General features: G+C 74.3%; 25 protein-coding genes. 12 read left to right on the top strand and 13 right to left on the bottom strand.

Features of this window, described 5'->3' with window-relative positions; all coding sequences use genetic code 11:
• The first annotated feature begins 62 nt into the window (after window positions 1-62).
• Window positions 63-590 carry an ATP-binding protein gene (locus tag ACIOC1_RS20890; RefSeq protein WP_401855955.1) on the top strand — a complete coding sequence of 176 codons (528 nt, stop codon included), beginning with the start codon at window positions 63-65 and terminating at the stop codon, window positions 588-590.
• 241 nt (window positions 591-831) lie between these two features.
• Here ACIOC1_RS20890 and ACIOC1_RS20885 read toward each other — a convergent pair whose 3' ends face one another.
• Window positions 832-1,326, bottom strand: a complete 495-nt coding sequence (locus tag ACIOC1_RS20885; protein WP_401855952.1) for a DUF1772 domain-containing protein — start codon at window positions 1,324-1,326, stop codon at window positions 832-834.
• Window positions 1,327-1,710: 384 nt separating this feature from the next.
• On the opposite strand from ACIOC1_RS20885, the gene ACIOC1_RS20880 reads away from it, so the two are divergent.
• The 3 genes from ACIOC1_RS20880 (at window position 1,711) to alc (ending at window position 5,091) form a co-directional block, all read left to right on the top strand.
• Window positions 1,711-2,757, top strand: coding sequence for an AraC family transcriptional regulator (locus tag ACIOC1_RS20880; protein ID WP_401855950.1), 1,047 nt, complete (start codon window positions 1,711-1,713; stop codon window positions 2,755-2,757).
• Between the two features lie 121 nt (window positions 2,758-2,878).
• A complete protein-coding gene (locus ACIOC1_RS20875; protein ID WP_401855947.1) occupies window positions 2,879-3,802 on the top strand; it encodes a LysR substrate-binding domain-containing protein in 924 nt (307 codons plus the stop codon).
• A 59-nt stretch (window positions 3,803-3,861) separates the two neighbouring features.
• On the top strand, window positions 3,862-5,091 hold the full coding sequence (gene alc, locus ACIOC1_RS20870) for an allantoicase (protein ID WP_391163705.1): 1,230 nt from the start codon (window positions 3,862-3,864) through the stop codon (window positions 5,089-5,091).
• A 73-nt stretch (window positions 5,092-5,164) separates the two neighbouring features.
• Here alc and ACIOC1_RS20865 read toward each other — a convergent pair whose 3' ends face one another.
• From ACIOC1_RS20865 to ACIOC1_RS20850, 4 genes are read right to left on the bottom strand one after another with little or no spacing between them, the layout of a single operon-like run.
• A complete protein-coding gene (locus ACIOC1_RS20865) occupies window positions 5,165-6,289 on the bottom strand; it encodes an aminoglycoside phosphotransferase (protein ID WP_401855944.1) in 1,125 nt (374 codons plus the stop codon).
• The gene (locus ACIOC1_RS20860; protein ID WP_355339292.1) at window positions 6,286-6,711 is read right to left on the bottom strand and encodes an ankyrin repeat domain-containing protein; all 426 of its coding nucleotides are present in this window, start codon (window positions 6,709-6,711) and stop codon (window positions 6,286-6,288) included. The genes ACIOC1_RS20865 and ACIOC1_RS20860 overlap by 4 nt, the downstream gene beginning before the upstream one ends.
• 9 nt (window positions 6,712-6,720) lie before the next feature.
• On the bottom strand, window positions 6,721-7,440 hold the full coding sequence (locus ACIOC1_RS20855) for a hypothetical protein (RefSeq protein ID WP_401311450.1): 720 nt from the start codon (window positions 7,438-7,440) through the stop codon (window positions 6,721-6,723).
• A gap of 33 nt (window positions 7,441-7,473) precedes the next feature.
• Entirely contained in the window at window positions 7,474-8,274 is an 801-nt protein-coding gene (locus ACIOC1_RS20850) for a maleylpyruvate isomerase family mycothiol-dependent enzyme (protein WP_401855940.1), read from the bottom strand.
• A 286-nt stretch (window positions 8,275-8,560) separates the two neighbouring features.
• Between ACIOC1_RS20850 and ACIOC1_RS20845 the strand changes: the two genes are divergently transcribed.
• Complete coding sequence (locus tag ACIOC1_RS20845) at window positions 8,561-10,612, top strand: DUF5107 domain-containing protein (RefSeq protein ID WP_401855938.1); 2,052 nt, start codon at window positions 8,561-8,563, stop codon at window positions 10,610-10,612.
• 61 nt (window positions 10,613-10,673) lie between these two features.
• On the opposite strand, the gene ACIOC1_RS20840 is transcribed toward ACIOC1_RS20845, so the two are convergent.
• The gene (locus tag ACIOC1_RS20840) at window positions 10,674-11,669 is read right to left on the bottom strand and encodes a ketopantoate reductase family protein (RefSeq protein ID WP_401855936.1); all 996 of its coding nucleotides are present in this window, start codon (window positions 11,667-11,669) and stop codon (window positions 10,674-10,676) included.
• A gap of 147 nt (window positions 11,670-11,816) precedes the next feature.
• Between ACIOC1_RS20840 and ACIOC1_RS20835 the strand changes: the two genes are divergently transcribed.
• Window positions 11,817-12,887 (top strand): RNA ligase (ATP), encoded by a 1,071-nt coding sequence (locus tag ACIOC1_RS20835; protein WP_391163711.1) that lies wholly within the window; start codon window positions 11,817-11,819, stop codon window positions 12,885-12,887.
• Between the two features lie 120 nt (window positions 12,888-13,007).
• Here ACIOC1_RS20835 and ACIOC1_RS20830 read toward each other — a convergent pair whose 3' ends face one another.
• Window positions 13,008-13,646, bottom strand: a complete 639-nt coding sequence (locus ACIOC1_RS20830) for a GNAT family N-acetyltransferase (protein ID WP_391051339.1) — start codon at window positions 13,644-13,646, stop codon at window positions 13,008-13,010.
• A 138-nt stretch (window positions 13,647-13,784) separates the two neighbouring features.
• Here ACIOC1_RS20830 and ACIOC1_RS20825 point away from each other — a divergent pair, with 138 nt between their 5' ends.
• Window positions 13,785-14,216 carry an SseB family protein gene (locus tag ACIOC1_RS20825; protein ID WP_401855932.1) on the top strand — a complete coding sequence of 144 codons (432 nt, stop codon included), beginning with the start codon at window positions 13,785-13,787 and terminating at the stop codon, window positions 14,214-14,216.
• A gap of 78 nt (window positions 14,217-14,294) precedes the next feature.
• On the opposite strand, the gene ACIOC1_RS20820 is transcribed toward ACIOC1_RS20825, so the two are convergent.
• The gene (locus tag ACIOC1_RS20820; RefSeq protein ID WP_355339316.1) at window positions 14,295-15,761 is read right to left on the bottom strand and encodes a phosphatase PAP2 family protein; all 1,467 of its coding nucleotides are present in this window, start codon (window positions 15,759-15,761) and stop codon (window positions 14,295-14,297) included.
• 270 nt (window positions 15,762-16,031) lie between these two features.
• Here ACIOC1_RS20820 and ACIOC1_RS20815 point away from each other — a divergent pair, with 270 nt between their 5' ends.
• From ACIOC1_RS20815 to ACIOC1_RS20805, 3 genes are all read left to right on the top strand, one after another.
• Entirely contained in the window at window positions 16,032-16,658 is a 627-nt protein-coding gene (locus ACIOC1_RS20815; RefSeq protein WP_401856107.1) for an HAD family hydrolase, read from the top strand.
• 163 nt (window positions 16,659-16,821) lie between these two features.
• Window positions 16,822-18,117, top strand: a complete 1,296-nt coding sequence (locus ACIOC1_RS20810) for a pyridoxal phosphate-dependent aminotransferase (protein WP_401855929.1) — start codon at window positions 16,822-16,824, stop codon at window positions 18,115-18,117.
• A 245-nt stretch (window positions 18,118-18,362) separates the two neighbouring features.
• A complete protein-coding gene (locus ACIOC1_RS20805) occupies window positions 18,363-19,379 on the top strand; it encodes an MBL fold metallo-hydrolase (protein WP_401311431.1) in 1,017 nt (338 codons plus the stop codon).
• Between the two features lie 89 nt (window positions 19,380-19,468).
• Here ACIOC1_RS20805 and ACIOC1_RS20800 read toward each other — a convergent pair whose 3' ends face one another.
• Entirely contained in the window at window positions 19,469-20,095 is a 627-nt protein-coding gene (locus ACIOC1_RS20800) for a VTT domain-containing protein (RefSeq protein WP_391163714.1), read from the bottom strand.
• Complete coding sequence (locus ACIOC1_RS20795) at window positions 20,092-20,898, bottom strand: MBL fold metallo-hydrolase (protein WP_355339328.1); 807 nt, start codon at window positions 20,896-20,898, stop codon at window positions 20,092-20,094. The genes ACIOC1_RS20800 and ACIOC1_RS20795 overlap by 4 nt, the downstream gene beginning before the upstream one ends.
• A gap of 275 nt (window positions 20,899-21,173) precedes the next feature.
• Here ACIOC1_RS20795 and ACIOC1_RS20790 point away from each other — a divergent pair, with 275 nt between their 5' ends.
• Complete coding sequence (locus ACIOC1_RS20790; RefSeq protein ID WP_401856106.1) at window positions 21,174-23,273, top strand: alkaline phosphatase family protein; 2,100 nt, start codon at window positions 21,174-21,176, stop codon at window positions 23,271-23,273.
• 22 nt (window positions 23,274-23,295) lie between these two features.
• Here ACIOC1_RS20790 and ACIOC1_RS20785 read toward each other — a convergent pair whose 3' ends face one another.
• The gene (locus tag ACIOC1_RS20785; RefSeq protein WP_401855925.1) at window positions 23,296-24,060 is read right to left on the bottom strand and encodes an SDR family NAD(P)-dependent oxidoreductase; all 765 of its coding nucleotides are present in this window, start codon (window positions 24,058-24,060) and stop codon (window positions 23,296-23,298) included.
• A 77-nt stretch (window positions 24,061-24,137) separates the two neighbouring features.
• Entirely contained in the window at window positions 24,138-24,719 is a 582-nt protein-coding gene (locus ACIOC1_RS20780) for a TetR family transcriptional regulator (protein WP_391163718.1), read from the bottom strand.
• 98 nt (window positions 24,720-24,817) lie between these two features.
• Between ACIOC1_RS20780 and ACIOC1_RS20775 the strand changes: the two genes are divergently transcribed.
• A complete protein-coding gene (locus ACIOC1_RS20775; RefSeq protein ID WP_401855922.1) occupies window positions 24,818-25,540 on the top strand; it encodes a Clp protease N-terminal domain-containing protein in 723 nt (240 codons plus the stop codon).
• Window positions 25,541-25,595: 55 nt separating this feature from the next.
• On the opposite strand, the gene ACIOC1_RS20770 is transcribed toward ACIOC1_RS20775, so the two are convergent.
• Window positions 25,596-26,327: a methyltransferase domain-containing protein gene (locus ACIOC1_RS20770; RefSeq protein ID WP_391163720.1), complete on the bottom strand. Its 732-nt coding sequence runs from the start codon at window positions 26,325-26,327 to the stop codon at window positions 25,596-25,598.
• Window positions 26,328-26,579: the final 252 nt, after the last annotated feature.

The raw sequence follows: 26,579 nt of genomic DNA, 5'->3' as shown, positions 1-26,579 counted from the left end.
CCCGCTGTCGGCCGTACGCGCCGGCGCCGTAGTCCTGTCGGGGTCCCCGGGCGGCCGCCCACGTGCCCGTTGTGCTCGCGGGCATGATCGTCTGGCTCAACGGCACCTTCGGCGTCGGCAAGGCCACGACGTCCCGACTGTTCACCGAACTCCTCCCCGACGCGCGGATCTTCGACTCCGAGACGGTCGGCTCCATGCTGCGCCCCGTCCTCGACTCGGTCCCCGTCGCCGACTTCCAGGACCATCCGCCGTGGCGCGCCCTCGTGGTCGAGACGGCCGCGCAGATCCTCGGTTACGTCGGCGGGACGCTGGTCGTACCGCAGTCGGTGCTGGTGCGGGCGTACTGGACCGAACTGCGGGACGGGCTCGCGAAGTCCCGCATTCCGCTGCGGCACTTCGTGCTGCACGCCGACCCGTTGACGCTCGCCGCGCGGATCGACACCCCGAGGGCACCGGCATCCGACGCTGGCGGCACGACCATGTCGCCCCGTACGCCGACGCCCTCCCCTGGCTGCGCGAGGAAGGCGAGATCGTCGAGACGGCGGACATCGCCCCCGACGAGGTGGCGCGGCGGATCGCGGCCGCGGTGACCGCCCAGGGCGTGTCCGTGAAGTCGCCTCTGGCTGGCGGCGCCTGGCACGCACGCCCGCCGCGTCGCCGGAACACCCGAATAGCTCCGCTATGAGGCCACCCCGGAGCCTTGCGCTCAAGGCCCCCGGACGGAGTCCGGGGAACACCACACGCCGCCTGGACCGCCCATGATCCGCCGGACACGCCTTAGGACGTAACGGCCGCGAAGCCGCGCGCCGTTCGCCCGTCGGCCCGGCGGGGTCATCCCCGGCCCAGCCGCAGGGCCCAGGCGAGGCAGCCGAGCGCGGCGGTCGTGGTCAGGACGCGGGCGACGTTCCAGCGCAGCCAGGCGGACTCGAACTGCTCCCGGACGGCGGCGAGATCGCGGATCTTCGACGGGTCGCCCGCGGCGGCGAGCTTGTCGTTGAGCGGGACGTTGAAGCCCATGGTGACGACGAGCGAGGCGGCGTAGAGGACCACGCCCGCGATGATCCACGGCAGCGCGGGCCGTCCGTCGCCGCGCCAGTGCAGCGCCGCCGCGATCCCGCCCAGGACCAGGGCGCCGCCGAAGGCGAGGCTGAACCAGCCGTTGAGTATGGCCACGTTGACGCGTTGCATGGCCTCCACGAACGTCCGGTCGTCGGAGGCGGCGAGGCCCGGCATGACGGCGACGGAGAAGGCGAAGTACAGGCCCGCCATCAGGCCGGTGGCGAGCGTGGCGGCGAGCAGCACGAGACTGCGGATGTCGCCGGACATGGCAACTCCTCTGGGTCCTCGGGGACGAGCGGTCGGATTCCGGCCCGACTCGGCCCGCTGGTAGGCGGGTTGGCGGTCCCGACCGGAGCGGTCCTGCGGGAGCGGCCGCTCCCGGCGCGGCTGCCGCTCCGGGTCCGCCGCGCCGCCGCCGGACATCGGCTGAGGCGGCGGCGTACCGTACGGCCACGCCGCGTAATCCTGCTGGTGCGGAGCCTGTTGAGGTGGCTGCTGAGGTGGCTGTCGAGGTGCCCGCTGAGGTGTCCGGTCGCGGGGCGCGGTATGCGCGTTCGGTGTCATGGCCTCAGTGAAACGGCGGCGAGGGCGGCGGGACCATCGTCGAAAAGCTCACCCCCATGCGCGGGCGTCCAGTCCTAGGCTGGGCGCATGGACGCACTGGCGAATCTGCTGGACGGGCCGCGGGCCCGAGGCGCCTTCCTGCTGCGGTCGATCCTCACCCCGCCCTGGTCGCTGCGGATCGAGGACCGGGCGCCGCTGACGCTGGCCCTGATGGTGCGCGGCGACGGCTGGGTGGTGCCGGACAAGGGCGACCCCGTACGGCTGTGCCCCGGTGACATCGCGGTGATCCGGGGCCCGGAGCCGTACACGGTCGCGGACGCGCCGGCCACCGAGCCGCAGATCGTCATCCATCCAGGACAGGTCTCCGCGACCCCGCAGGGCGTCGAGCTGTGCGAGGAGATGGACCTGGGGGTCCGGACGTGGGGTGACGTGCCGCCCGAGGCGGTGGGTACGGTCGGCGCGCCGGGACCGGTGCGGTCCGTGTCGGGAGCCGTCGGCGCAGGTCAGAGGGGTGCCGGGACCGCCGAGGACTCCGTGGTGATGATCACCGGGACGTATCAGATGCGCGGCGAGATCAGCCAGCGGCTGCTCTCCGCCCTGCCGCACGTCCTGGTCATGCCGGGCGACGCCTGGGCCAGCCCGCTGCCCGCACTGCTGTGTGAGGAGATCGTCAGGGACGAGCCGGGGCAGGAGGTCGTCCTCGACCGGCTCCTCGACCTGCTGCTGATCGCGGTGCTGCGCGCCTGGTTCTCCCGCCCGGAGGCCGGCGCGCCCGCCTGGTACGTCGCCCAGAGCGACCCGGTCGTCGGCCCCGCGCTGCGCCTGCTGCACGACGACCCCGCGCACCCGTGGACGGTCGCGGCGCTGGCCGCCAGGACCGGCGTCTCCCGCGCCGCCCTCGGCCGCCGCTTCACCGATCTCGTCGGCGAACCGCCCATGTCGTACCTGACCAACTGGCGGCTCTCCCTCGCCGCCGACCTGCTGCGCGAGCCGGACGCCACCATTGGCGCCGTGGCCCGCAAGGTGGGATACGGCAGCCCCTTCGCGCTCAGCGCCGCCTTCAAGCGCGTCCGCGGCATCAGCCCGCAGCAGCACCGCGAGGGTGTGGTGGCGGAGGGGAGCGCGGCGTCCTGATCCGTCCGGCGGGCGCGCGGGGGCCTTCGGGGGGCGTACGGGTGCCTCGTACGAATCCTGCGTCCCGCGCACCGTTCGGTTTGAGCCGAGGTATCGGGCCAGAATTCTTTAGGCTGGCTGCATGAAGGACTGGGATCTCCGCAAGCTGCAAATCCTCCGCGCGCTGCGCGACACCGGTACGGTCACGGCTGCCGCGGGCGCGCTGCGGATGACCCCGTCGGCCGTCTCGCAGCAACTGGCCGCGCTCTCCAAGCAGATCGGCACGCCGGTGTTGGAGGCGCGCGGTCGCGGCGTACGGCTGACCGGCGCCGCGCACGTCCTGCTCAGACACGCCGAGGTCGTCTTCGCGCAACTCGAACGCGCGGGCGCCGAACTCGACGGGTACGCACAGGGCGAGGTCGGCGTCGTGAAGGTCGGCGCCATCGCCACGTCCATCACGCGCCTGGTGGTGCCCGCCGCCCGGCTGCTGCGCCGCGACGCGCCCGGCATCACCTTGTCGGTGCACGAGGCGGAGGCCGCCGAGGTGTACGAGGAGCTGGCCGCCGGAGACGTGGATCTCGCGCTGTCGCTGGCCGTGGACGCGCCGACGGCCCGCGACACGCGCTTCGTGATCGCCCCGCTGCTCACCGACCCGCTGGACATCGCGCTGCCCGCGACGCATCCGCTGGCCGCCGCGCCGGGGCTGCGACTGGCCCAGCTCGCCGAGGCCCCGTGGATCTTCGGCAGTCGCGGACCGTGGCGCGAGATCACCCTGGCGGCCTGCGCCGAGGCCGGATTCGTGCCGGAGCAGGCGCACGCCGCCGCCGACTGGCCCGCGATCTTCGCCCTGGTCGCGGCCGGAATGGGGATCGCGCTGGTGCCGCGGATGTCCGCGTCCGGCGCCCTGACCCAGGACTTGGCGGTACGCCCGCTGGACGTGGACCGGCCGCGGCGCCGGATCGTGGGCGCGGTGCGCGGCGGCTCGCAGGACGCCCCGCTGCTGCGGCGGACGCTGGGGGCGCTGCGGCGGGCCGCGGAGCTGGACCCGACCATGCAGTTGGACTGAACAATGGCTTCAGTAAGTTTCGATGGACGTGAAGGGTCGGGTCGGCCGAGAGTAGAGACATGACGACGACAGAGACGCATGAGACGACGGCAGCGGGATCGGCGCCGGGGACGGCACCGGCGGGGGGAACGGCTGGGGGAGCGGCGGCAGGCGCGGCGGCCGGAACCGGGGCCGGCACTTTCACGGACCTGACCTCCTTCACGGGTGACGCGCTTCCTTACGGCGGCGGCAACCCCTTCGCGGACTACCGCCGCGTGGAGCTTCCCTTCGCGGGACTCGCGGACCTGGCCGACCGCAGGCTGGGCGCGGGGGTGGTCGCCGCCAATGACGAGTTCTTCGCCGAGCGGGAGAATCTGCTGGTGGCCGGGCCCGCGGTCTTCGACCCCGAGCGCTTCGGGCACAAGGGCAAGATCATGGACGGCTGGGAGACGCGGCGCAGGCGGGGGGCGTCCGCGCAGGTCCCGCACCCCGATCCGGCCGACCACGACTGGGCGCTGATACGGCTGGGGGCGCCGGGCGTGATCCGCGGCCTGGTGATCGACACCGCGCACTTCCGGGGCAATTACCCGCAGGCGGTGTCGGTGGAGGCCACCGCGCACTCGATGTCGGCGGCGCCCGAGGATCTGCTCGACCCGGCGGTGGAGTGGACCGAGCTGGTCCCGCGCACGGCGGTCGGCGGGCACGCGGAGAACGCGTTCGCGGTGCATGTGGAGCGGCGCTTCACCCACCTGCGCCTGCGGCAGCACCCCGACGGGGGGATCGCCCGGCTGCGGGTCTACGGCGAGGTGGCGCCCGACCCGGGGTGGCTGGCCGAACTGGGCACCTTCGACCTGGTGGCGCTGGAGAACGGCGGCACAGTGGAGGACGCCTCCGACCGCTTCTACTCCCCGCCCGAGCACACCATCCTGCCCGGCCGCTCCCGGAAGATGGACGACGGCTGGGAGACCCGCCGCCGCCGTGACACCGGGAACGACTGGATCCAGTACCGGCTCGTGGACCAGGGCGTGATCCGTGCCATCGAGATCGACACGGCCTATCTCAAGGGCAACGCGGCGGGCTGGGCGACGCTGTCGGTCCGCGACGGGGAGGACGGCGAGTGGATCCCGCTGCTGCCGCGGGTCAAGCTCCAGCCGGACAGTGTGCACCGCTTCCTGGTCAACCCGATACCGGCCACCCACGTCCGGATCGAGATCTTCCCCGACGGCGGCATATCCCGGCTGCGGCTGCACGGCTCGCTGACCGAGCGCGGCGCGACCAGCCTGGCCGAGCGGACGGAAGCCATCAGCTAGCGCGAGGCCGACATCGGGCAGGCCCCCGTGGGGGAGGGGGCCCCGTTCGTCAGGGTCTTCTGCGGGAGGGTCCTCAGCGGGCGGGGCTGAGGATCTGTTCCGACCAGGAGACCAGGTGCTCGAAGAGGTCGGTCCTGCGGCGGAGTACGGCCAGGGGGTCGTGGTCCACGTCGTAGGCGGCGGAGCCGACCCGGCCGCCGACGGCGAGGCGGGTGAGCATCAAAGGGGCGAGCCAGCAGTATTTGGCGGCGCCCGCGGCGGCCACCGAGCGGCGCAGCTCGTCCTCGCCCAGGGCGGCCCCGGCATCGCGGGCACCGGCCAGATAGCCCTCGATGACGGCGGCGGAGATCTCCGGCAGCAACTCCCCTGGTATCAGGCCGTCGGCGACGCAGTCCGGGATGAGGTTGGCGATGTCCTCGCCCACGGCGCCTTCCCCGACGAAGGCCCAGTCGAGCAGGACGGTACGGCCGCCGGCCGGTCGGGCGGCCGGGGCGCCGGGGGAGTGCGCGGGGGAGTCGTCCCGGGCGATCAGGTTGAGCGGCCAGACATCGAGGTGGCACAGGGTGCGGGGGCCGGACTCGGCGGCGGCGAGCAGGGTGTCGCGCTGCTCCCACATACGGCGCAGGCCGGTGCGCAGGGCGGCGGGCCAGACGGCGGCGGCGTCGGGCAGGTCCCAGGGGAGTTCAGCGGGCAGGGACTTGCTCTCCACGTACTGGCGGAGCCAGCCCCGGGAGAGCCAGGGCTCCGCAGGGAGCCGCCCGGTCCAGCGGGCCTGTGCGAAGCCGAGACCATGGGCGAAGGCGGCCAGGCGCTCCACCGGCCACTGTGAGCCGGGCACCCCGGTGACGTCCTCCAGCCACAGGGCGAAGGAGCCGTCCGCCCGCTCGTCCGCGGCGAGCAGGCGGGGGCCGTCGATCCCGGCGTCGGCGAAGACGGTCGCGGTCAGGCCGTCGCGGTAGGCGAGCGGCTCGCGGCGCCAGTGGTTCCAGTGCCGCGGCTCGGGGCTGGTCTGCCAACTGCCCGAGCCCGTGGGGACGCACACCTTGAGGACCGCGCTGCCATCGGGGCCGGTCACCCGCCAGATGCCGTCGGTGGCCTGGTTGTCCTGATTGTGGGTGAGTTCGGTGTAGGACCAGGTGGGTGCCGCACCGCCGAGGGCCGAGGCCACGCAGGAGGGGACGAGCGTCGCGGGGGTCACTGGGCGCCGAAGAGCTTCAGCAACTCGTCCTTGCCGAACATCCGGGCCGTGTCGACCGCGGACGGCACGCCCGCGGCCGGGTCGGCGCCGCCGTCGACCAGGGCGGTGATGACGTCCTGCTCGCCCTTGAAGACGGCGCCGGCCAACGGGGTCTGGCCCCGGTCGTTGGCACGGTCCGGCTCCGCGCCGCGGGCCAGCAGCGCCCGCACGGTCTGCCCGTGACCGTGGTAGGCGGCGAGCATCAGCAGGGTGTCACCGCGGTCGTTGGTGAGATTCGCGGGGACTCCCGCGTCGATGTAGGCGGCCAGTTTGTCGGTGTCGCCCTGCCGGGCGAGGTCGAAGACCTGGGCGGCGAGCTGAAGCAGCTCGGGGTCGTGAGCGGGCTCGCTCTCGGCGGCGGGATCGGGCGTCGGCTCGGTCATGATCCCAGCCTACGCAGCGGGGCACTGTCCGTTGAAGAAGGAGATCACCACGCGTCGCGGCGCGCCCTGGCCGACCTGGACGTCCACCGGGACGCAGGCGTGGCCGTCACCGGCGACGAAGAAGCCGCCGATGAAGACGACGGGCTGGGCTGGGCAGGCGTCGAAGGTGATCGCGGGCGCCGGGGTGGACCCGAAGGCACGGCCGTACTCCAGTCCGGCCTTGGCCCGCTGCTCGGCGCCGATGGTCAAGGTGACCGTCGACCCAGTCCGTATGGAGGCGGCGACCTTGTAATGCCAGCCGTCGGAGTTGTGGTAGCCGTGGCCGGTCTGGTCGCCGTCGGCCAGGGCGCGCAGACCGGTCCAGGTGAGGGGACCCACCGTCACATCGTTCTTCGCGGTGGCCGGTGCGGCGGAAGACGAAGCGGAAGCATCGGAAGAAGAGGAAGTAGAGGAAGGGGTGGTGGGTGCGATGGTGGTCGAACCAGTGGATTTCGCGGGGCTGTTGCCCGTGGTCACCTCGGTGGCGGAGCCGCCGGGCGAGCGCATGGCTTCGACGCACGCCACCGGGCGGGGGTGCTCGATGCTGCCGACCGGAGGCGGTGCCTCGATGGTGACGCGGGCGGAGTCGGTGACGACGGGGCGGTGCGTGGAACCGCCCGAGGAGCAGGCGGACAGCAGGGCGATCACCCCCAACGCCACACCGGACGCTCGTATCCCGCGACCAGACATGCGCATCACTCCCTCACGCAGGACGGTACGTGGTCAGCCGAGCGGCGGCCAGACCACCAACTGCCGTACCAGCGCGGGGTCTCCGGTCAGCCGCAGCGCGTCGGCCCCGTCCCAGGGGGCCCTGCGGTACAGCGCCAGCAGCAGATCGCTGGCGGGGCCGGAGAGGGTGGCACCGGGCTCCGGGCCGTCGCCGGGTCCGCCGCGGACCGCCGAGGCACCGGTGGTGTCGAGGATCAGGGTCCAGGCCGGGCCCTCGTCGGCGACCAGCGCGACACGGGCCGGTGCGTGCGGCCAGCCGTCCATCGAGCCGAAGCCGACGTGCAGGAATTCATCCAGGGCGTCGGCGGCGAGGGCGGGCGGCAGCGGTTCGGTGACCCCCGCGGCCTCCTGTGCGTCGCGGGCGTGGACGGCCGCCTCCTGGACCTGGTGGCGGGCGACGGAGCCTGAGGTCGCCGCGTTGCCCGACTCCGCCCACCAGGTCCAACAGCCGGTGTCGGGACCGGCCGCCCGCAGGGCGTCGAGCAGCAGCACCGTCGAGGCCGCCGACCAGGATGGCAGGTCGTCCCCCGGCATGCGGTCGCCGAGCACCCCGTCCGACGGCGGCCGGACGGCGGCGCCCGCGGCGACCGTCGCCGCCCAGAAGCGCTGCACCTGGCCGACATGCGTCAGCAGATCCCGGACGGTCCAGTCGGGGCAGCCCGGAATCCGGGCCTCGACGGGTGCGGCCCGCGCGGCCTCGCGCAGGACCGCGGACCGCTCCTCGATGAGTTCGAGCCAGTCGGTGAACCGGAGTTCGGGCGAGGCCGGCGTCTGCGAGGAGCGCGAAGTCGTCATGGCCACCGTTGTAGCAGCGACCACCGACAATGCCCCCGGTCCGGCGGCCGGGACAGCCCGCGGGCTCCCTGTCCGGTGCGGTGCGCGGAAGATCGAGAAGGCCGCGCCCGGCCGGTCCCGCGGCCGAATTTATGGCCGGATTTCTGACCGATTCCACAGGTTTTGCCCAACCCTGACCACGGCGGGCTCTGTTCACCGCGACGGGAAACCTGTTCCATGGTCATCAGACGGCCGCCGCGACCGAAGGCGGCCACGTGTGCCAGAAGAGGTGGCCTTGCCTACGACCGTGCGGCGTACCGCTGTGAGCATTCCGGCCGCGGCCCTCGGCCCGGAGAACCCGCTGCCCGCATTGCGCCCGCTCGACGAGCTGCACCGGCTGGACCTCAAGGACCGCGAGGGACTGCCCGCCGACATGGCCAGGCAGCTCGGCTACGCGCCGCTGCGCTCGGTGCTGCCGGTTCGCGTCCTCGACGGCTACGGCCGGGACCGCGCCCCGGCCGCCCTCGACGCACTCGTCATCGAGAACGACCGCATCCGCGCCACCGTGCTGCCCGGCCTCGGCGGCAGGCTGTACTCGCTGGTCCACAAGGCGACCGGACGTGAACTGCTCTACCGCAACCCGGTGTTCCAGCCCGCCGCGTTCGCGCTGGCCGGTGCCTGGTTCTCCGGCGGCGTGGAGTGGAATCTCGGCGCCACCGGCCACGCCGCCCACACCTGCGCCCCGCTGCACGCCGCCCGCGTCCCCGCCCCGGACGGCGGCGAGATGCTGCGCCTGTGGGAGTGGGAGCGGCTGCGCGACCTGCCCTTCCAGATCGACATGTGGCTGCCCGCCGACTCCGACTTCCTCTACGTCGGCATCCGGGTCCGCAATCCGCACGAGCGCACCGTGCCCGCCTACTGGTGGTCCAACATCGCCGTTCCCGAGACCGACCGCACCCGGGTGCTCGCCCCCGCCGACGCCGCCTGGCACTTCGGCTACAGCCGCACCCTCAGCCATGTGCCGGTCCCCGCGCCCGACGGCGCCACCGACATCACCTACACCACCCGCTCCGAGCACGCCGCCGACTACTTCTTCGACGTGGCCGACACCGACCGCCGCTGGATCACCGCCCTCGACGGCGAAGGACACGGCCTCGTCCAGACCTCCACCGACCTGCTGCGCGGACGCAAGCTCTTCCTGTGGGGGCACGGCCGCGGCGGGCGGCGCTGGCAGGAGTGGCTGACCGAGCCCGGCACCGGCGGCTACCTGGAGATCCAGGCAGGTCTCGCCAGGACACAGCTCGAACACATCCCCATGGCCGCGGATTCGGAATTCTCCTGGCTGGAGGCGTACGGACCGCTCGCCGCCGACCCCGCGCTCGTGCACGGCGACGACTGGTCCGCCGCGCGCGCCGAGGCCGGGGGACGACTCGAGGCCGCACTCCCGCGCGCCACCGTCGACGCCGCCTACACCGCGTGGCTGGCGCACGCCGACACCGACCCCAAGGACCTGCTCGCCACCGGCTCCGGCTGGGGCGCCCTCGAAAGCGAGCGCGGCCACTTCCACCTGCCCGGCACCCCGTTCCCCGCCGCCACGCTCGGCGACCCGCAGAAGCCCTGGCTGGAACTGCTGCTCGCCGGGATCTTCCCGAGACCCGCCGCCGACGCGCCGCCGGGACCCGCGCTCGTCTCCCCGGAGTGGCGCGAACTGCTGGAGTCCGCCGACACCTATCCCGGCAACGAGTGGTTCCGCGACTACTACCTCGGCATCGCCCAGTGGGCCGCGGGCGACCGCGCGCAGGCCGTGCGCAGTTGGGAACGGTCGGTCGCCGCCCACCCCTCGCCGTGGGGCCTGCGCGCCCTGGCCGTCGCCGAGGCCGACGCGGGCCAGACCGACCGCGCCGCCGACCGCTACCTGGCCGCGTACGACAGCCTGCGCGAGACGTTCACCGCGCTCCCGGACCGCCCGGACGTCCGGCGCGCCCTGATCGTCGAGGCCGTGCCCGTCCTGCTCGCCGCGGGCCGCGCCGCCGACGCCGAACGCGTCCTCGCCGATCCGGACCAGACCCCGGAGGGCGACCGGCACGGCCCCGACTGCGGGCGGCTTCGGCTGCTGCGCGCGCAGACCGCGCTCGCCCGCGGCCAAGTCGCCGAGGCCCGCGCGCTGTTCGACGAGGGCTTCGTCGTGGAGGACCTGTACGAGGGCGCCGAGGCGCTGACCGACACCTGGTACGCCATAGCCGAGCGCCTTGTCGCGGGCGACGGCCCCGTCACCGACGACATCAGGACCCGCGCGCGGGCGGAACACCCGCTGCCCGCCGCGTACGACTTCCGGATGCGGCCGGAGACGGTGCCGTAGGGAGCCGGGCGGTCCCGGCCGCACAGCCACTGCGGCCGACGTCCGTTGGCCGCCGCGCCGCCTACACCCGGCTCGCGGCGACCAGCGCCGCCGTCTCGTCCGCCGTCAGGTCACCGGGGCGGCGGCCGTCGCGGGCGAAGGAGTTGGCGGTACGGCGCAGCGCCTCGTTGACGGGCGTCGGCACGCCGAAGCGGCGGCCGAGCAGCACGATCTCGCCGTTGAGGTAGTCGGCCTCGATGGAGCCGGTGCCCCGGGTGAGGCTCTGCCAGGACGAACCGCCGCCGCGCTCACCGCCGTTGACGGGCAGCAACTCCACCCGGTCGCCGCGCACGCGGGCCTGCTCCTCCTGGCTGACGTGCGCGACACCGGCCGCGTCCAGCACCGCGACTCCTTCCGCGCGGGCCCGCTGATACACCTCGAACAGCGGCCCCTCACCGATCGGACCGGACACCGCCTCCAGGGAGTTGCCCAGATTCGACAGCAATTTGCCGTACTTCCACGCCATCACGTCCTGCGAGACCGGCGCCGCGAAGCCCGAGCCCTCAAGGTCGGCGGCGATCCGCCGCGTCGTGTCGTCCGCGCCCGACGGATAGCGGCCCAAGGTCAGAATCCCGGACAGCGGCGCACCCGGCGCCTGCACGACACCCGGCTCCAGGTGGGAGGCCGGCAGCCAGACGCACATCCCGTGCACGTTCGGGAAGTGGCGCAGCGCCAGCCGCTCGTTCTCGACCCCGTTCTGCGCGCACACCACGGCGGGACCGGCACCGTCCGAGCCGACCCCGTACCCGTCCCACCGCGTCAGCACCGACGCCGTGTCCTGCGTCTTGACGCCCAGCACCAGCACGTCGTCGGGCCGCGCCCGCAGCGCCTCCGGCCCGTCCGCGACGGGCACGGGCAACGTCATCGTGCGGTCCGGCAGTTCGAGCCGCAGGCCCCGCTCGCGCAGCGCGTCGAGATGGCCGCCGCGTGCCACCAGGACGACCTCGTGACCGCCGTCGAACAGCCGCCCGCCGATCGTGCCGCCGACCGCTCCCGCTCCGATGATGATGTATCGCACACCAAGAGACTCGCACACGCCCGCCCCGGTCCCCCCGCCGCACCGCGCCGAAAACCGGTGGCCGGGCGCCCGCGCCCCCCGCCACAGTGATCGTCGGGGAGAACACCCGACCACCACCATCCGACCACCACATACGGGGGGACCGTCATGTCCACATTGCGCGTGACCGCGGAGCGGCTCACCATCCTCGACCACCCCAACGCCGACGCGCTCGAACTGGCGCAGGTCGGCCTCTACCGCGCCGTGGTCGCCAAAGGCGCCTACCGCAGCGGCGACTTCGCCGTCTACATCCCCGAACAGGCCGTGCTGCCCGAGCCGTTGATCACGGAGCTGGGCCTGACCGGCAGGCTGGCCGGAAGCGCCGCGAACCGCGTCAGGGCGGTCCGGCTGCGCGGCGAGCTGTCGCAGGGCATCGTCTGCCGCCCGGCCGCGCTCGACGGTACGGATCTGGAGCGGGCCGCCGCCGGGGGAGCGGACTTCGCCGAACGGCTCGGCATCGTCAAATGGGTGCCTCCGGTGCCGGTGTCGATGAGCGGCGACGTGGAGTCGGCGCCCGACCTGCTGCCCTGGATCGACATCGAGAACCTCAAGCGCTATCCGGACATCTTCGCGCCGGGCGATCCGGTCACCGTCACCGAGAAGCTGCACGGCACGGCCTGCTGCCTCACCTACTACGCGGACAGCGGCGCCGTGCACGTCACGTCCAAGGGCCTCGGCGGACAGCGCCTCGCCCTCACCGAGACCGACCGCAATCTCTACTGGCGCGCCGTCCTCGGCCACGGCCTTCCCGCCGTCGCGGCCCGGCTCGCCGAGCGGTTGGGCGCCGACCGGATCGGCGTCTACGGCGAGGTGTACGGCAGCGGTGTGCAGGATCTCGGCTACGGCGCCGACGCCCGCGCGCAGGGCGCGCCCGGTTACGCGGCGTTCGACGTGTGCGCGGACATCGGCGGGCGGGTGCGCTGGCTGGACGCCTTCGCGCTGCTGGCGGGCGAAGTGCCGCTGGTGCCCAAGCTGTTCGAGGGCCCCTTCGACCAGGAGGCGGTGCTGGCGCTGGCCCAGGGCACGGAGACGGTCTCCGGCCGCGGCCTGCACCTGCGCGAGGGCGTCGTGGTGCGCACGGCCGACGACCGCTACAGCGACGTGCTCGGCGGCCGGGCCATCGCCAAGGTCGTCAGCGACGCCTACCTGACCCGCAAAGGCGGCACGGAGTACGAGTGAGACCAGCCCCCGCGAGACCGCCGACCGCGTGACCGCCGACCGCGTGACCGCCAGCCGCCGACCGTGGGCCGACGCCCTTCCCCGAACAGCGTCGGCCCACGGTCGGCCCACCCCGGACCGTCAGCCCGCCCCGACCCGTCCGGCCCCCGCCTCCGCGCCGCCCTCCAGCCGCGCCCGCAACCGCCGCTTCGCCTCCGGCCACTCCTCGGCCAGCATCGAGAAGAAGACGCTGTCGCGCCACGTCACACCGTCCGAGCGCAGCCGGTGGCGGCGCCAGACCCCCTCGCGGACCGCGCCGAGCCGCGCGATGGCCCGCTGCGACCTGATGTTGAGATGATCCGTCTTCCAGCAGATCCGCCCCATGCCCAGCTCCTCGAAGGCATGGCCCATCAGCAGCAGCTTGGCCTCGGTGTTGACCGGGGTCCGCCAATGGGCGCGGCCGTACCAGGTCCAGCCGATCTCCAGCCGCTCGTCCCTGGCGCTCACGTCGTGGTACGTCGTCCAGCCGACGGCCCGGCCGCCCGCCCGCTCCACGACGGCGAAGGCGAGACCGCCCGCGGCCTCCGCGTCGGCGGCGACCCGTACCGCGAGATCGCGCAGCTCGTCCTCGGTGCGCGGCGGCTCCACCGGCAGCCAGCGCCACACCTCCTCGTCACCGCCGCCCGCGGCGAACAGATCGGGCACATGGCCGGGAGCGAGCGGTTCGAGGCGGACGAAACGGCCTTCGAGCACCGTGTGAGCGGGGGTTCTGGCAACCATGGACGCACCGTAACCAGCGGCCAGCGGGTCCTGGCAACGCGATTTCACCTCGTGGACCGCATGCTCTCGGCTCAGCCGGGTACGTGCGGGGGATCCGAGCACCGTTGACGCCAGAAGCGGCGAGAGGAACCAGAAGCGATGACCGACATCACCCCCGACGGCCTCGACCCGGACAGCGGCCTGCCCCCGGCGCAGCGCGCGCTGCGCGAGATCGCCCACGGCAGCGAGAACGTCGTCGCCCTCAGCACGCTCGCGGTCTGCGAAGTCCTGCTGCCGGTGCCGGGCGTGGACGAGGACCCCAACGGCGGCGAGCCTCCCCGGCAGATCCAGCTCCCGGTGTACGAACAGGAGGACGGCCGCCAGCTCGTGCCCGTTTTCACCTCCGAGACCCGGATGGCCGAAGCGCTGCCGACGACCAGCCGCTACCGGCTGGTCCAGCTCGCCGTGCTCAGCGGCGCCTGGCCCTCCGACGAACTGATCCTGTCCATCGACACCGGCAGCCCCGACTCGCTGAGCATCTCGGGCGAAGGCGTCCGCGCCCTGGCCGGGCTGGTCGGCGGCCAGAACTGACCGCCGCCCGCGTCGTCAACCCCGCCCGAGCCGCCTGAGGCGGCTCCGAGCAGGCCCCGGCACGCCCCCCGGACCCGGTCAGCCCCGGTACACCACCAGCCCGCCGGGCACCTTGTCGAGCAGCAGCTCACCGGGCGCGGGTGCCACCTCACCGTCGTAGGCGAGGTGGACGCCCTCGCCGGGCAGCCGCAGCCGCAGCCGCCGTACGGTCGCCGACGTGTACACCGGCGACCGGGTCAGCACCCCGGTGAGGGCCGCGCCCAGCAGCCGGGTACGGGCGAAGGGCCCGCCGTCCACGATGCGCACGTCCAGCACGCCGTCGTTGAGGTCGCGGCGGCGCACCGGGGCGAGCCCGACGCTGGAGTAGCGGCAGTTCCCCGCGAAGATCAGCCACACCGAGCGCGGCCGTCCGTTCACCTCGATGTCCACCGGCTCGCAGGTCCGCAGGACGTGCACGGCGGCCAGCACACTGGCGGGCCAGCTCCCCACCCGCCGCGACCAGCGCTCCCGTACCCGTACCAGCTCCGGGTACGACCCGATGCTGAAGGTGTTGAGGAAGGGCGCCGACTCGCTGTACGGCGAGTCCAGGCTGGTGTGCCGGGCCACGTCCACATTGGCCGCCCGGCCCGCCGCGACCGCCTTCGCGGTGTCCTCGACGGTCTCCAGGCCGAGGTCGAGCGCGAAGTGGTTACGGGTGCCGCCGGGGAAGACCGCCAGCGGCAGCCGGTGGCGCAGGGCGACGGCCGTGGCCAGGCACACCGTGCCGTCACCGCCGCACACCCCGAGCGCGCCGCCCTGCTCCACGGCCGTGCGCGCCGCCTTCTCCAGCATCTCCAGCAGGTCGTCGTCCTCGGTGCACTCACCGACCGACGCCTCGGGCAGCGCGGCGGCGATCCGGTCGACGGGCGCCGACAGCAGCGGCGGCGGCCCCGACGCGGAGTTCACCACCACGTGCAGCCCGCGGCCCTCGGGCAGCGACGGCACCTGCGCGTCGGCGCCCGGCTCCGGCTTTCCCGGAGCGGGCGGCACCAGGGCGCGTACGACGGCGGCGGCGCCAAGGCCCAGGGCCGCGCCCGCCACCACGTCACTCGGATAGTGCACTCCGGTGTAGATCCGTGAGAAGGCCACGCTCGCGGCGAGCGGCGCGATCACCAGGCCCCAGCGCGGCGACTCGATCGCCATGCCCGCGGCGAAGGCGGCGGCCGAGGCCGCGTGACCCGAGGGGAACGACGAGGTGATCGGCTGGCGGTGCAGCCGCCGTATGACCGGGACGGTGTCGAGTATCGGCCGCGACCGCCGTACCGCGCCCTTGCCCGCGGTGTTGACCGTCAGCGACGCCAGCGCCAGCGAGCCCAGTCCGCGCGCCGCCGCCCGGCGTCCGGTCCTGCCGCCGGTGGCCGCGACGCCCGCGGCGACGGCGAACCACAGCCGGCCGTGGTTCGCGGCACTGCTCAGCCGGGGCAGCACCGGCTCCGCGCCCGGCCAGTGGCGCTCCGCCACCTCGGCGAACAGCGCCTTGTCCCAGTTCTTCCAGGGATACGTCATGCGGGCCGGTTACCCACGCCTGGCCGCGGCACACCGCCTGATCAAGGCCGTTGCCGTTCCGTCACGGACGGCCGCCCGCGTATCCGCCGGTACCGCACCCGGGTACCCGACCGCGTATCCGCCGGTACCGCACCCGCGTACCCGCCCACGGACCCACCGGTACCGCACCCGCGCCGCCGCCCCCGTGTCCGCCGTCCGCCGGCGCCGCCGCTGTAGTCTCACCGGGTGAACGAAGCTCACCCGCACGCCCCTTGGCCAGAGCCGGAACTCGTGATCTTCGACTGCGACGGTGTGCTGGTCGACAGCGAGAAGATCGCGGTGAAGGTGGACGCGTTCGTGCTCGCCGCGGTCGGCTGGCCGCTGAGCGAGGCCGAGATCGTGGAACGCTTCGTGGGCCGCTCCTACCGCGACATGACCACCGCCATCGAGAAACACCTGGGCCGCTCCCTGCCCGAGGACTGGGACGCCCCCTACCGGCACCTCTACCAGGAGGCGTTCGACGCCGACCTGACCGAGGTCGACGGCATCACGCAGGCCCTGGACGCGCTCACCCTGCCGAGCTGTGTCGCGTCGAGCACCAGCCACGAGGGGCTGCGCCACACGCTTGGCCTCACCGGGCTCTACGAGCGTTTCGAGGGCCGGATCTTCAGCGCGAGCGAGGTCGAGCACGGCAAGCCCGCCCCCGACCTCTTCCTGCACGCGGCCCGCAGCCTCGGCGTCGAGCCCGCGCGCTGCGTGGTCGTCGAGGACAGCCGGTACGGGGTGGCCGCGGCCCGCGCGGCGGGCATGCGCGCGTACGGCTACTGCGGCGGACTCACCCCCGCGGGCTGGCTCGAAGGCCCCGGCACGACGGTCTTCGACGAGATGCGCGACCTGCCCGCACTGCTGCTGCGCTGAACGCGGGGCGCGCCGCCGCCTCCTCACCCGCGCGCTCGGCCGTCGGCCGCTCCACCGGCCGTTCCGTCGGATGCGGACCGCGCCGTTGCGTCGGATGCGGACCGCGCCGCCGCGGGAGAAAGTGGGCCCCAGGGGTGCCCACCTACGCAGCGGAGGTAACCGGATGCGGCTCGGCCCGCGGTACGACCTGCGACCCGACTCGGGACTGCCGCTGCCCGCGTACTGGCGGGAACGGACCGCCGACGCCCGGCCCGGCGCCGAGGTCCCGGGCGGCGGCCCGCGGCTGCTCGACGCCGCCTGCGGCTACTGGGCCCGGCGCGGCCTGCCCTGCCGCGCGGGCCACGTGCTCGCCGCGCCCGGCGCGGAGCCGCTGCTGTTCGCGCTGCTCGCCGCCGTCGACGGCGACCCGGTGCTGGCCCGCCCCGCTCCCGCGTGGCAGGCCCCGGTGGCCCGGCTGCTCGGCCGCCGGGTGCACACCGCGCCCACCCCGCCCGAGGGCGGCGTGCCCGACCCCTTCGCGCTGCTGGAGACCGTACGGCGGGCGCGCGCCGCGGGCGCCGACCCGCGGCTGCTGGTGCTGTCCGCCGCCGACGACCCGACCGGCACCGTCACCGCGCCCGAGCTGCTGCACGAGACGTGCGAGGCCGCGGCGGAGGCGGGGCTGCTGATCGTCTCCGACGAGACGTACTCCGACACGCTCCACCACCGCGACACGGTGCTGCTCAGCCCGGCCGAGATGCTGCCCGACCACACCGTCGTCCTGGCCGACCTGGGCGCCACGCTGGTCCCGGCCGCGGTGCCCGCCGCGCTCGCCCGCTTCCCCGCCACCGCCCACGGCGCGGCCTGGCGGGAGCGGGCCCTCGACGTACTCGCCGCGCTGCGCGCCGTGCTGCCGTATCCGGTCGCCGCCGCCACCGGATACGTCCTCACTGAGCCCGCGGAGGTCACCGACCGCACCGCTGCGGCCAACCGGCTGCACGCGCGTACCGCCGCTGCCGCCTTCCGCGCGATCACCGGCGCGGGGGCGACCTGCCGTCCGCCGCGCGCCGGTTTCCAACTCTATCCGACGCTGCCCGCGCCCGGCCTGGACGCCGCCGCGCTGGAGGAGCGGCTGACCGCGGCCCTCGGCTACCCCGTACTCGGCGGCCACCGCTTCGGCGACGACCCGGACGAGCCGCGCGTGCGGATCAGCACGGGTCACCTGCACGGCGCCACCGAGGACGAGCGCCGTGTCGCGCTGGCAGCGCCCGACCCGCTCGCCGTCCCGCATGTCGTCGCCGCGCTGGCCGCGTTGGCCGTCGCCGTCAGCGGCCACGCCACCGGGTACCCGGAGGGCGGGTCGGGCCCCGCGCGCGGGGCGGTCGGCGAATCCGCGGGCATCGGCGAATCCGCGGGCATCGGTGAATCCGCCGACATCGGCGAATCGGCGGACACCGGATCGCGGGGGCGTGGGACCTGACCTATTTTTTGGGTAGGTCGATGAACGATGATCGGGGATCCGGTGGGTGCGAGCGGTGTTCGGGACGGCCGGGCGGGCCACACGCGCCTCGCCCACCCTCCCCACACCCTGTGCCGCGGCCACGGGTCCCGCCGGTCCCGCCGGGCTTCCCGGCCCGGCCGGAACCGCCGGGGCCGCCGCCCCGGCCCGCTGTTGCCCGGCGAGTGTCGCCGAGGGCGCCGAGACCGTGACGGATGGGAGTCCCGATGACCGATCAGAGCGAGCGCACCCTCGCCGAGAGCGAGAACACCCTCGCCGGTCCGCGTCCGCTGGGCGAGCTGAGGACCTGGCCCACGTCGTTCGCCGACCGGCTGACGGACCCGCTGCCGGGGCTGCGCGACGTCCTGCGCTCGGTACGGGAACGCAGCATGCGCCCGCCGGCCGCCGCGCTCGCGCAGGTGCCGTCGCTGCCGGTCGAGCAGGGACCGCTGCCCGCGACGACGGCGGGCACGGTCAGCCTCACCTGGGTGGGACACGCGAGCTGGGTGATCGGCATCGGCGGGCTGACCGTGCTCACCGACCCGGTGTGGTCCCGCCGGATCCCCGGCACCCCGGCCAGGGTCACCCCGGTGGGCGTGCCCTGGGAGACGCTGCCCCCCGTGGACGCCGTCGTCATCAGCCACAACCACTACGACCACCTCGACGCGCCGACGCTGAAGCGGCTGCCGCGCGACACCGCGCTGTTCGTGCCCGCGGGCCTGGCCGCCTGGTGCCGCCGCCGAGGCTTCACGCGGGTCACCGAACTCGACTGGTGGGAGGCGGCGGAACTGGGCGGTGTCCGTTTCGACTTCGTCCCCGCGCACCACTGGAGCAAGCGCACGCTCACCGACACCTGCCGCTCGCTGTGGGGCGGCTGGGTGCTGACCGACGGCTCGGGGCGGCGCGTCTACTTCGCCGGGGACACCGGCTACGGCCACTGGTTCCGCGAGATCGGCCGCGCCCACCCCGGCATCGACCTCGCGCTGCTGCCGATCGGCGCCTACTCGCCGCGCTGGATGCTCAGCACCGTGCACACCGACCCGGAAGAGGCCGTACGCGCCTGCCTCGACGTGGGCGCGACCGCGATGGCGCCCATGCACTGGGCGACGTTCCTGCTCTCCGCCGAGCCGCCGCTTGAACCGCTCACCCGGCTGCACGCCGCGTGGGCCGCGACCGGCCGCCCCCGCGACGACCTGTGGGACCTGCCGATCGGCGGCTCACGGGTGCTGTCCGGCACGCCGTGAGGGCACGCCACGCCGAGGCACGGCACGCCGTGAGGGCAAGCCCGGCGGCCTGATCGCGGGACGGGCTGCCCCCGCTTGCGGCGCGCGGCCTACTTGCGGCGCAGCCGCCGCACGACCATGGGCCCCGCCGCGAAGGCGAACGTCAGCCCCACCGCGAGCGCCACCCCCTGCCACGGCTCGGGGAACAGCGACCCGCCCAGGATGCCGACCAGTTGATACGCCGCCGCCCACACCAGACAGGCCGGGATGTCGCCGCGGACGAACCGCCGCAGCGACATCTCGCCCAGCAGGCACGCCACCATCACCGGGATACGGCCCGCCGGGATCAGCCGGGACAGCACCAGGACGGCCGCGCCGTGCGCGTCCAGCCGGTTCTGCGCCTTCTCCAGCGTCGTGTTGTCCACCCGGTCCTGGAGCCGGTGCAGCCAGCGCGAGCCGTTGCGGGACCGCACCCCGCGCAGGCCGAGCCAGTACAGCGCCACGTCGCCGAGGAAGGCGGCGAAGGACGACACGAGGAACACCCCGAGCAGCGCGAGCGGGGGTTGCGACTGGTGGAAGGCGACGACGGCCGCGCTGGAGACCACCGCGCCGGTCGGCACCACCGGCACCAGCGAGCCGAGCGACACCAGCAAAAACAGCGACGGATAACCTATGGCCTGCTGCGTGGTCTCGGACGCGGGGGAATTGGCGGCGGCCGACGCCAGGAAACCGATCACCCGCGGCTCTCCCGCCCGGCGTCCTCGACCAGCACCGACTGCCCGTGGTCGAGCCGGTGCACCGACACCCGCGGGGCCAGCCGGGCGGCGATCCGCACGAACTCCTCACCGGGCGTGTGGAATTCGTGCGGCCGTACCGCGTCCATGCCGATCGGCCAGAATGTGCCGTAGTGCACCGGCACCGCGGCTCGCGGCGCCAGATCGGCCAGCACCCGCGCGGCCCGCGCCGCGTCCAGATGCCCGTGCCCGAGGAAGGGGCCCCAGCCGCCGACCGGCAGCAGCGCCACGTCGCAGGGGCCGACCGCGTCGGCCAGCCCGTCGAACAGCCCGGTGTCCCCGGCGAAGTACGTGCGCGCGGCCCCCTCCACCACATAGCCGAGCGCGGGGGAGCGCTCAGGCCCGTACGGCAGCCGCCGTCCGTCGTGCGCGGCGGGCACCGCCCTGACCGTCAGCTCCCCGCCGTCCGCGCCGCGTACCAGGAGCGAGTCGCCCGCGCCGACCTCCACCAGCCGCAGCCGGTCACGCAGCCGCCGCAGCCCCGGCACCGCGGCGACCGCGCCGCGCGGCAGGACCACGGTGGTGCCCGCCGCCAGCCGCCGCACCGAGTCCAGGTGCAGGTGGTCGGCGTGCAGATGAGAGATGAGTACGGCGTCGGCCGCGGTCGCCGACGCGGGCGGTACGGCGCCGCGCCGCCTGCGCAGATGGGCGAGCCGCCGGGTGAACAGCGGGTCGGTGAGCACCCGCACCCCGGAGTCCCGCACGGTCACCGTGGCATGACCCCACCACGTGATCTCCACCGCCACCGCGCCCGTCCTTTCCCGGCATCCGTCCAGGGCGCCCGTATCGCACACACGCGTCGCACCTCCCCGGTCAGGGGACTCGTACCGTGCCCGCGCACACCCTCGCAGGCCCGAGCGTATGCCCTGCCGAGGGCCGGGCCCGGCGCGCGGCCCGACGGGGCGCCGGGACGCGGCGGGCGGTATGGCACTGTGGAGGTGTGCCGCAGCCTGCGAAGAGACGGGAACGGGCCGTCGGCCGGAGCGTGGTGAGGGCCGTCGGCCGGGTGCTCGCTGTGTGGATGGTCTCCAGCGCGACCCTGGCCGTACTCGCCTGGGTGCTCCCCGACTTCCGCCTCGAGGCTCCCAACGGCGACAGCCCCACCCAGATCGCGGTGACCTCGGCGATCGGCGCGGGCGCCTTCGGCGTACTGAGCGCGCTCGTGTGGCCGCTGCTGGTCCGCGCCCTGCTGCTGGTGCCCGCGCTCGTGCTCGGCGCCCTGGTCTTCTTCCTCAACGGCTCGCTGCTGCTCGTCGCCCTGCGCTTCACCCCCGACGGCCGCGGCCAGGTCGCCCCGGCCACCGCCGTGGTGATCGCCGCCGTGATGTCCGCGACGTCCTCCGCCACCAGCACCGCCCTCGCGGTACGGGACGACGCCGCGTACGGCCGCAGGCTCGCCCGGCTCGCGGGCCGCAGAACCCGCGCGAGCGACCCGCCGCTGCCCACCACGCCCGGCACGGTCTTCCTGCAACTCGACGGCGTCGGCCACGACGTGCTGCGCGACGCCCTCACCTCCGCGCCGCCCGCGATGCCGACCCTGGCCGGCTGGCTCGGCACCACCCACCGGCTCACCCCGTGGCGCACCGACTGGAGCAGCCAGACCGGCGCGAGCCAGCTCGCCATCCTGCACGGCACGAACCACGACGTGCCCGCCTTCCGCTGGTTCGAAAAGGAGACCGGCCAGCTGATGGTCTGCAACCGGCCCTCCAGCGCCGCGGAACTGGAGCGCCGCGCGGTGGCCCGTACCGGCTTTCGCGGCCTGCTCGCCGAGGACGGCGCCAGCCGCGGCAATCTGTTCACCGGCGGCGCGGAACAGTCCGCGCTGGTGATGTCGGTGGCGGCCCGCCGCGACAAGTTCAGCCGCTCCAGATCCGGCTACTTCGCCTACTTCTCCGACCCGGCGAACGCGGTGCGCACCGCCTGGTCGTTCAGCGCCGAGGTGTGCCGCGAGATCGGGGAGTCGACGGCGTCGCGGCTGCGCCGGGACCGGCCCCGGATCAAGCGCGGCGGCCTCTACCCGCTGCTGCGCGCCTTCGCCACCGTCGTGGAACGGGACGTGGCCGTGGCCGCCGTCATCGGCGACATGCTGGCCGGAAGGACCGCCGTCTACGCGGACCTCGTGGCGTACGACGAGGTCGCCCACCACTCGGGCCCGCGCAGCAAGGACGCGCGCAAGGTGCTGGGCCGGCTCGACCGCTCGGTGGCGCTGATCGCCGACGCCTCGCGGTACGCGCCCCGGCCGTACCGCATCGTCCTGCTGTCCGACCACGGGCAGAGCGAGGGCGAGACCTTCGAGAGCGCGTACGGGGTGACCTTCCGCGAACTGGTGCGGGCCGGTTGCGGGCTGGCCGGGACCGAACGGCAGGCCAGGCGGCGCGCGGCGCGCGGCGCCGAGGCGCGGGCGGCGGCCCGCACCGCGCTGCGCCGCCCCGAGCAGGAGCGGTGGGCGCAGGAGGAGGCCGAGTGCGCGGGGCCCGCGTCGCAGCCGGTCGTGCTGGCCTCGGGCAACCTCGGGCTCGTCGCCTTCCCCGAGATCGAGGGGCGGGCCACGCTGGAGGAGATCGACCGCCGCTCGCCCGCGCTCCTTGACGCGCTCACCGGGCACCCCGGTATCGGCTTCGTGCTCGTGCACAGCGCCGAGCGCGGTCCGCTCGTGCTCGGCCCCGACGGCTCGCAGCGCGAGCTGGCCACCGGGCGGATCAAGGGCGACGACCCGCTCGCGCCCTTCGGCGAGGGCGCCGCGGACGCCGTGCTGCGGGCGGACGGCTTCCCCCACATCGCCGACCTCATGGTCAATTCCGCCTGCGATCCGCGCTCCGGAGCCGTGCACGCCTTCGAGGAACAGGCCGGTTCCCACGGGGGCCTGGGCGGCCCGCAGAGCCACCCCTTCCTCCTGACCCCCGTCGAACTCCCGGTGCCGCCCGCCCCCCTCGTCGGAGCCGAGGCCCTGCACTCCCTGCTGCGCACATGGCTCACCCCGCCGCGCCCCGCCCCATCTCAGGAGAAGCGGCCCGGCGAGGAGCGATCCCGCGAGGAGCCCATCCACCAGGAGCCCATCCACCAGGAACCCACCCACCAGGAACCGGTTCGCGAGGAACCGACCCGCGCGACGACGGCGTGAACCGACCTGACGCCGCCGCCGGTCAGGCCGTGGCGCCGCCGTCGATGACCAGGTCGGTGCCCACGGTGGAGGTGGCCGCGGGGGAGGCGAGGTGGAGGACGGCGGCGGCGATCTCGGCGACGCTGGACGCGCGGCCGAGGGGGATCTGGGCGCGCAGGCGGGCGGCCTTGGCGGCGGGGGTCTCGCCGGGGCGTGAGGACATGGGGGTGTCGACGGCGCCGGGGCTGACGGCGTTGATCCGGACGCCGTCACCGATGTGGTCGAGGGCGGCGGCGCGGGTGAGGGCGCTGACGGCGGCCTTGGCCGCGGTGTACGCGCCGAGGCCGGGAACGCGGCGGTGGGCGCCGATGTTGGAGGCGACGTTGACGACGGCGCCGCCGCCGTGCGCCCGCATGTAGCCGATCTCGTACTTCATGGAGAGCCACAGCCCGGTCAGGTTGGTGTCGAGGCTGTGCCGCCAGTCGGCCTCGGATATGTCGGCGACCGGGGCGGGAGGGGTGATGACGCCGACGTTGTTCACGGCCACGTCGAGGCCGCCGAAGCGGGCTGTCACGGCGTCGACCAGGCGCTCGACGTCCGGCGCGACGGTGATGTCGGCGGGTACGGCGGCGGCCTCGCCGACGCCCTCGGCCGCGATGAGGGCGACCGTCTCCTTGAGAGTCCGCTCGCTCCGCCCGGCGACGGCGACGCGGGCGCCCGCACGGGCGAAGGCGAGCGCGACGGCCCGCCCGATACCGCTGCCGCCGCCGGTGACGAGGACGGCCCTGCCGGTGAAGGTGTCGGACATGACGGCTCTCCAGATGCCTTGGGTGCCTACGGGAATGAGAACGATCGGTCGCCAAAAGGGGGCTCCGACCCGTCCGGTCAGTCGAGCAGGGCCAGCGCCTGCGCCGCGGCGTCGCGCGGGCGTTCCGGGTCGCCGCCGGCCTTGCCGACCACGCGGATCCCCTGGAGCAGCACCAGGAGCATGCGGGCCAGCGCCCGCGGGTCCCGCCCGGCGGGCAGCTCGCCCTGGGCGCGGGCCCGCAGCAGCGCCGAGGTCAGCCCGGCCTCCAGCAGGTCCCAGCTCGCCTCCACCCGGCGGGCCGCGGCCCGGTCGTGCGGGGCCAGTTCCACCGCGGTGTTGGTCATGAAGCAGCCGCGCCGCAGTTCGTCGCGCGCGGACTCCTCGGCGAAGCGGGTCACCACCGCCCGTACCCCCGGCAGCGCGGGCCCCGGCTGTGACAACTCCTCCAGCAGCCGCGGGTCGCACAGCTCGCCGTAGCGGCGCAGCGCCAGCAGATACAGCTCGTGCTTGCTGCCGAAGGTGGCGTAGACGCTCGCCCGCGCGATGCCCAGCGCCTCGACGAGGTCGGCCATCGACGTGGCCTCGTAACCGCGCCGCCAGAACAGCTCAAGTGCCGCCTGGAGCGCCGTGTCCGGGTCGAATTCCTTGCTCCTCGCCATGCCGATGACCCTAGGGTCATTGAGAATGATCGGTCAAGAAAGAGCTAATCGTCAACTGAAGGTTGACGACCGAGGAATCGTCAACCTAACGTTGACGCATGACCCAACACCCGGTACGACTCGACGACCTCATCGACTACGTCAAGGAACAGCACCCCGGCAGCGAACCGCTCGAAGACCTCCAGCACGCGGTGGCCGTCGCCACCCACGTCGGCGAAATCGCCGACCACCTCATCGGCCACTTCGTGGACCAGGCCCGCAGGGCGGGCGCCTCCTGGACCGACATCGGCCAGCACATGGGGGTGAGCAAGCAGGCCGCGCAGAAGCGGTTCGTGCCCAAGGTCCCCGAGGACCTGGAGTATCTGAGCGTGGAGGCGGGCTTCAACCGCTTCACCGCGCGCGCCCGCAAGACCGTCGCCGCCGGACAGGAGGAGGCCCGCGGCGCCAGGCACAGCGCCGTGGCACCCGAGCACCTGGTCCTCGGCCTGCTGGACGAGCCCCACGGCCTCGCCGCCCTGTGCTTCGGCGCCCTCGGCGTCAGCGCGGAAGCCGTCCGCGCCGCCGTTTCCACCCCCGGCACCGAGGAAGAGCCTCTCAAGGGCAACCTCCCGGTCAGCCCCGCCGCCAAGAAGACCCTCCACCTGGCGCTGCGCGAGGCCCTGCGGCTCGGCCACAACTACATCGGCACCGAACACATCCTGCTCGGCGTCCTCAGCGACGACCAGGAACCCGCCGCCAGAGCGCTCGCCGGCCTCGGCGTCACGCACGAGGCGGCGGAGGCGTGGACCCTCGCGAGCCTGGCCGACCTCGCCAATGAGTGACCGGCACGGCCGCCCGGCGCCGGCCGGCCCTCCCCGGCCGGTCCGGCGTCGCCCCTCAGCTCTCCTTGCGCAGCGCCAGCAGCCGGTACACCGGGTCGGGGCGCGGCACCTGCTGGCCGGGAAGCAGCGCCAGCCGCCGCACCAGCGCGCCGGCCTGCTCGTCGTCCAGCGCCAGCGCCGACGCGTAGTAGCCGCGCTCCAGATCCCCGGCGGTCCGCTCGGGGGAGCGGCCCTGCCCGTGGCCGGTGAAGCGCGCCTCGCCCGCCCTGCGCAGCCCGTGCTCCGAGGCGACGGCCAGGATCCGCGGGGCCGCGTCGTACGCCTTCCGCACCCGGTACGGCGCCAGCAGTTCGTCCACGTCGCTGTTCATGTCGTGGCCCGAGTCCTTGTCGACCGTCGTCACGAACACCCCGCCGGGCCGCAGTACGCGGGCGCACTCGGCGACCACCGCGGGCGCGTCCGGCAGCAGGTGCAGCAGCCACACCGCGCTCACCGCGTCCAAGGACGCGTCGGCGAAGGGCAGCCGATGGCAGTTGCCCAGCACCACCGAGGCGCCGAGGCGCTCGGCGGCCACCTGGGCCATGCCCTCGGAGGAGTCGACGCCGAACACCCGCAGTCCCGGCCGGTCGAGCAGCCCGGTGACCAGACCCGTACCGCAGCCGATGTCCAGCAGTGTGCCCGCGCGTTCGGGCACCAGGGCGAGGATCGCGCGGGCCGCTGACCGGGCCCGCGGCACACCGCCGCGCGTGGCGTCGTAACGCGCCGCCTCCACGTCGTAGTCCAGCATGTGCGAAATGCTAGAGGCCCCAGGTGAACAGGGGTTCACCCGGGACCTTGCGCGCCGGTTACGTGGTGAGGCCAGTGTTACGTCTGGCCGAAGGGTCCGGATCCGGCCCGAGGCGGGTGCCGTTGTCCGGATTCACCGGTTCCGCGCGGCCGGGTCCGACCGGCCCGAGCGCGGCGCGGTCCAGCGCACCGCAGGTGCCGCCGACCGCCCGTCCCCCGCACGGCGCGGACGGGCGCGGCGGGAACCGGACAC

It is taken from the genome of Streptomyces sp. NPDC088197 (assembly GCF_044741185.1).
GTDB lineage: Bacteria > Actinomycetota > Actinomycetes > Streptomycetales > Streptomycetaceae > Actinacidiphila.
This window is presented reverse-complemented; position numbering and strand designations above follow the sequence as displayed.

Excerpts from the sequence above, each read along its gene's own strand:
- ACIOC1_RS20885 (WP_401855952.1), bottom strand. The coding sequence starts at position 1,326 with ATGTCCGGCGACATCCGCAGTCTCGTGCTGCTCGCCGCCACGCTCGCC.
- ACIOC1_RS20880 (WP_401855950.1), top strand. The coding sequence starts at position 1,711 with ATGGACGCACTGGCGAATCTGCTGGACGGGCCGCGGGCCCGAGGCGCC.
- ACIOC1_RS20875 (WP_401855947.1), top strand. The coding sequence starts at position 2,879 with ATGAAGGACTGGGATCTCCGCAAGCTGCAAATCCTCCGCGCGCTGCGC.
- alc (WP_391163705.1), top strand. The coding sequence starts at position 3,862 with ATGACGACGACAGAGACGCATGAGACGACGGCAGCGGGATCGGCGCCG.
- ACIOC1_RS20860 (WP_355339292.1), bottom strand. The coding sequence starts at position 6,711 with ATGACCGAGCCGACGCCCGATCCCGCCGCCGAGAGCGAGCCCGCTCAC.
- ACIOC1_RS20855 (WP_401311450.1), bottom strand. The coding sequence starts at position 7,440 with ATGTCTGGTCGCGGGATACGAGCGTCCGGTGTGGCGTTGGGGGTGATC.
- ACIOC1_RS20850 (WP_401855940.1), bottom strand. The coding sequence starts at position 8,274 with ATGACGACTTCGCGCTCCTCGCAGACGCCGGCCTCGCCCGAACTCCGG.
- ACIOC1_RS20835 (WP_391163711.1), top strand. The coding sequence starts at position 11,817 with ATGTCCACATTGCGCGTGACCGCGGAGCGGCTCACCATCCTCGACCAC.
- ACIOC1_RS20830 (WP_391051339.1), bottom strand. The coding sequence starts at position 13,646 with ATGGTTGCCAGAACCCCCGCTCACACGGTGCTCGAAGGCCGTTTCGTC.
- ACIOC1_RS20825 (WP_401855932.1), top strand. The coding sequence starts at position 13,785 with ATGACCGACATCACCCCCGACGGCCTCGACCCGGACAGCGGCCTGCCC.
- ACIOC1_RS20820 (WP_355339316.1), bottom strand. The coding sequence starts at position 15,761 with ATGACGTATCCCTGGAAGAACTGGGACAAGGCGCTGTTCGCCGAGGTG.
- ACIOC1_RS20810 (WP_401855929.1), top strand. The coding sequence starts at position 16,822 with ATGCGGCTCGGCCCGCGGTACGACCTGCGACCCGACTCGGGACTGCCG.
- ACIOC1_RS20805 (WP_401311431.1), top strand. The coding sequence starts at position 18,363 with ATGACCGATCAGAGCGAGCGCACCCTCGCCGAGAGCGAGAACACCCTC.
- ACIOC1_RS20790 (WP_401856106.1), top strand. The coding sequence starts at position 21,174 with ATGGTCTCCAGCGCGACCCTGGCCGTACTCGCCTGGGTGCTCCCCGAC.
- ACIOC1_RS20785 (WP_401855925.1), bottom strand. The coding sequence starts at position 24,060 with ATGTCCGACACCTTCACCGGCAGGGCCGTCCTCGTCACCGGCGGCGGC.
- ACIOC1_RS20780 (WP_391163718.1), bottom strand. The coding sequence starts at position 24,719 with ATGGCGAGGAGCAAGGAATTCGACCCGGACACGGCGCTCCAGGCGGCA.
- ACIOC1_RS20775 (WP_401855922.1), top strand. The coding sequence starts at position 24,818 with ATGACCCAACACCCGGTACGACTCGACGACCTCATCGACTACGTCAAG.
- ACIOC1_RS20770 (WP_391163720.1), bottom strand. The coding sequence starts at position 26,327 with ATGCTGGACTACGACGTGGAGGCGGCGCGTTACGACGCCACGCGCGGC.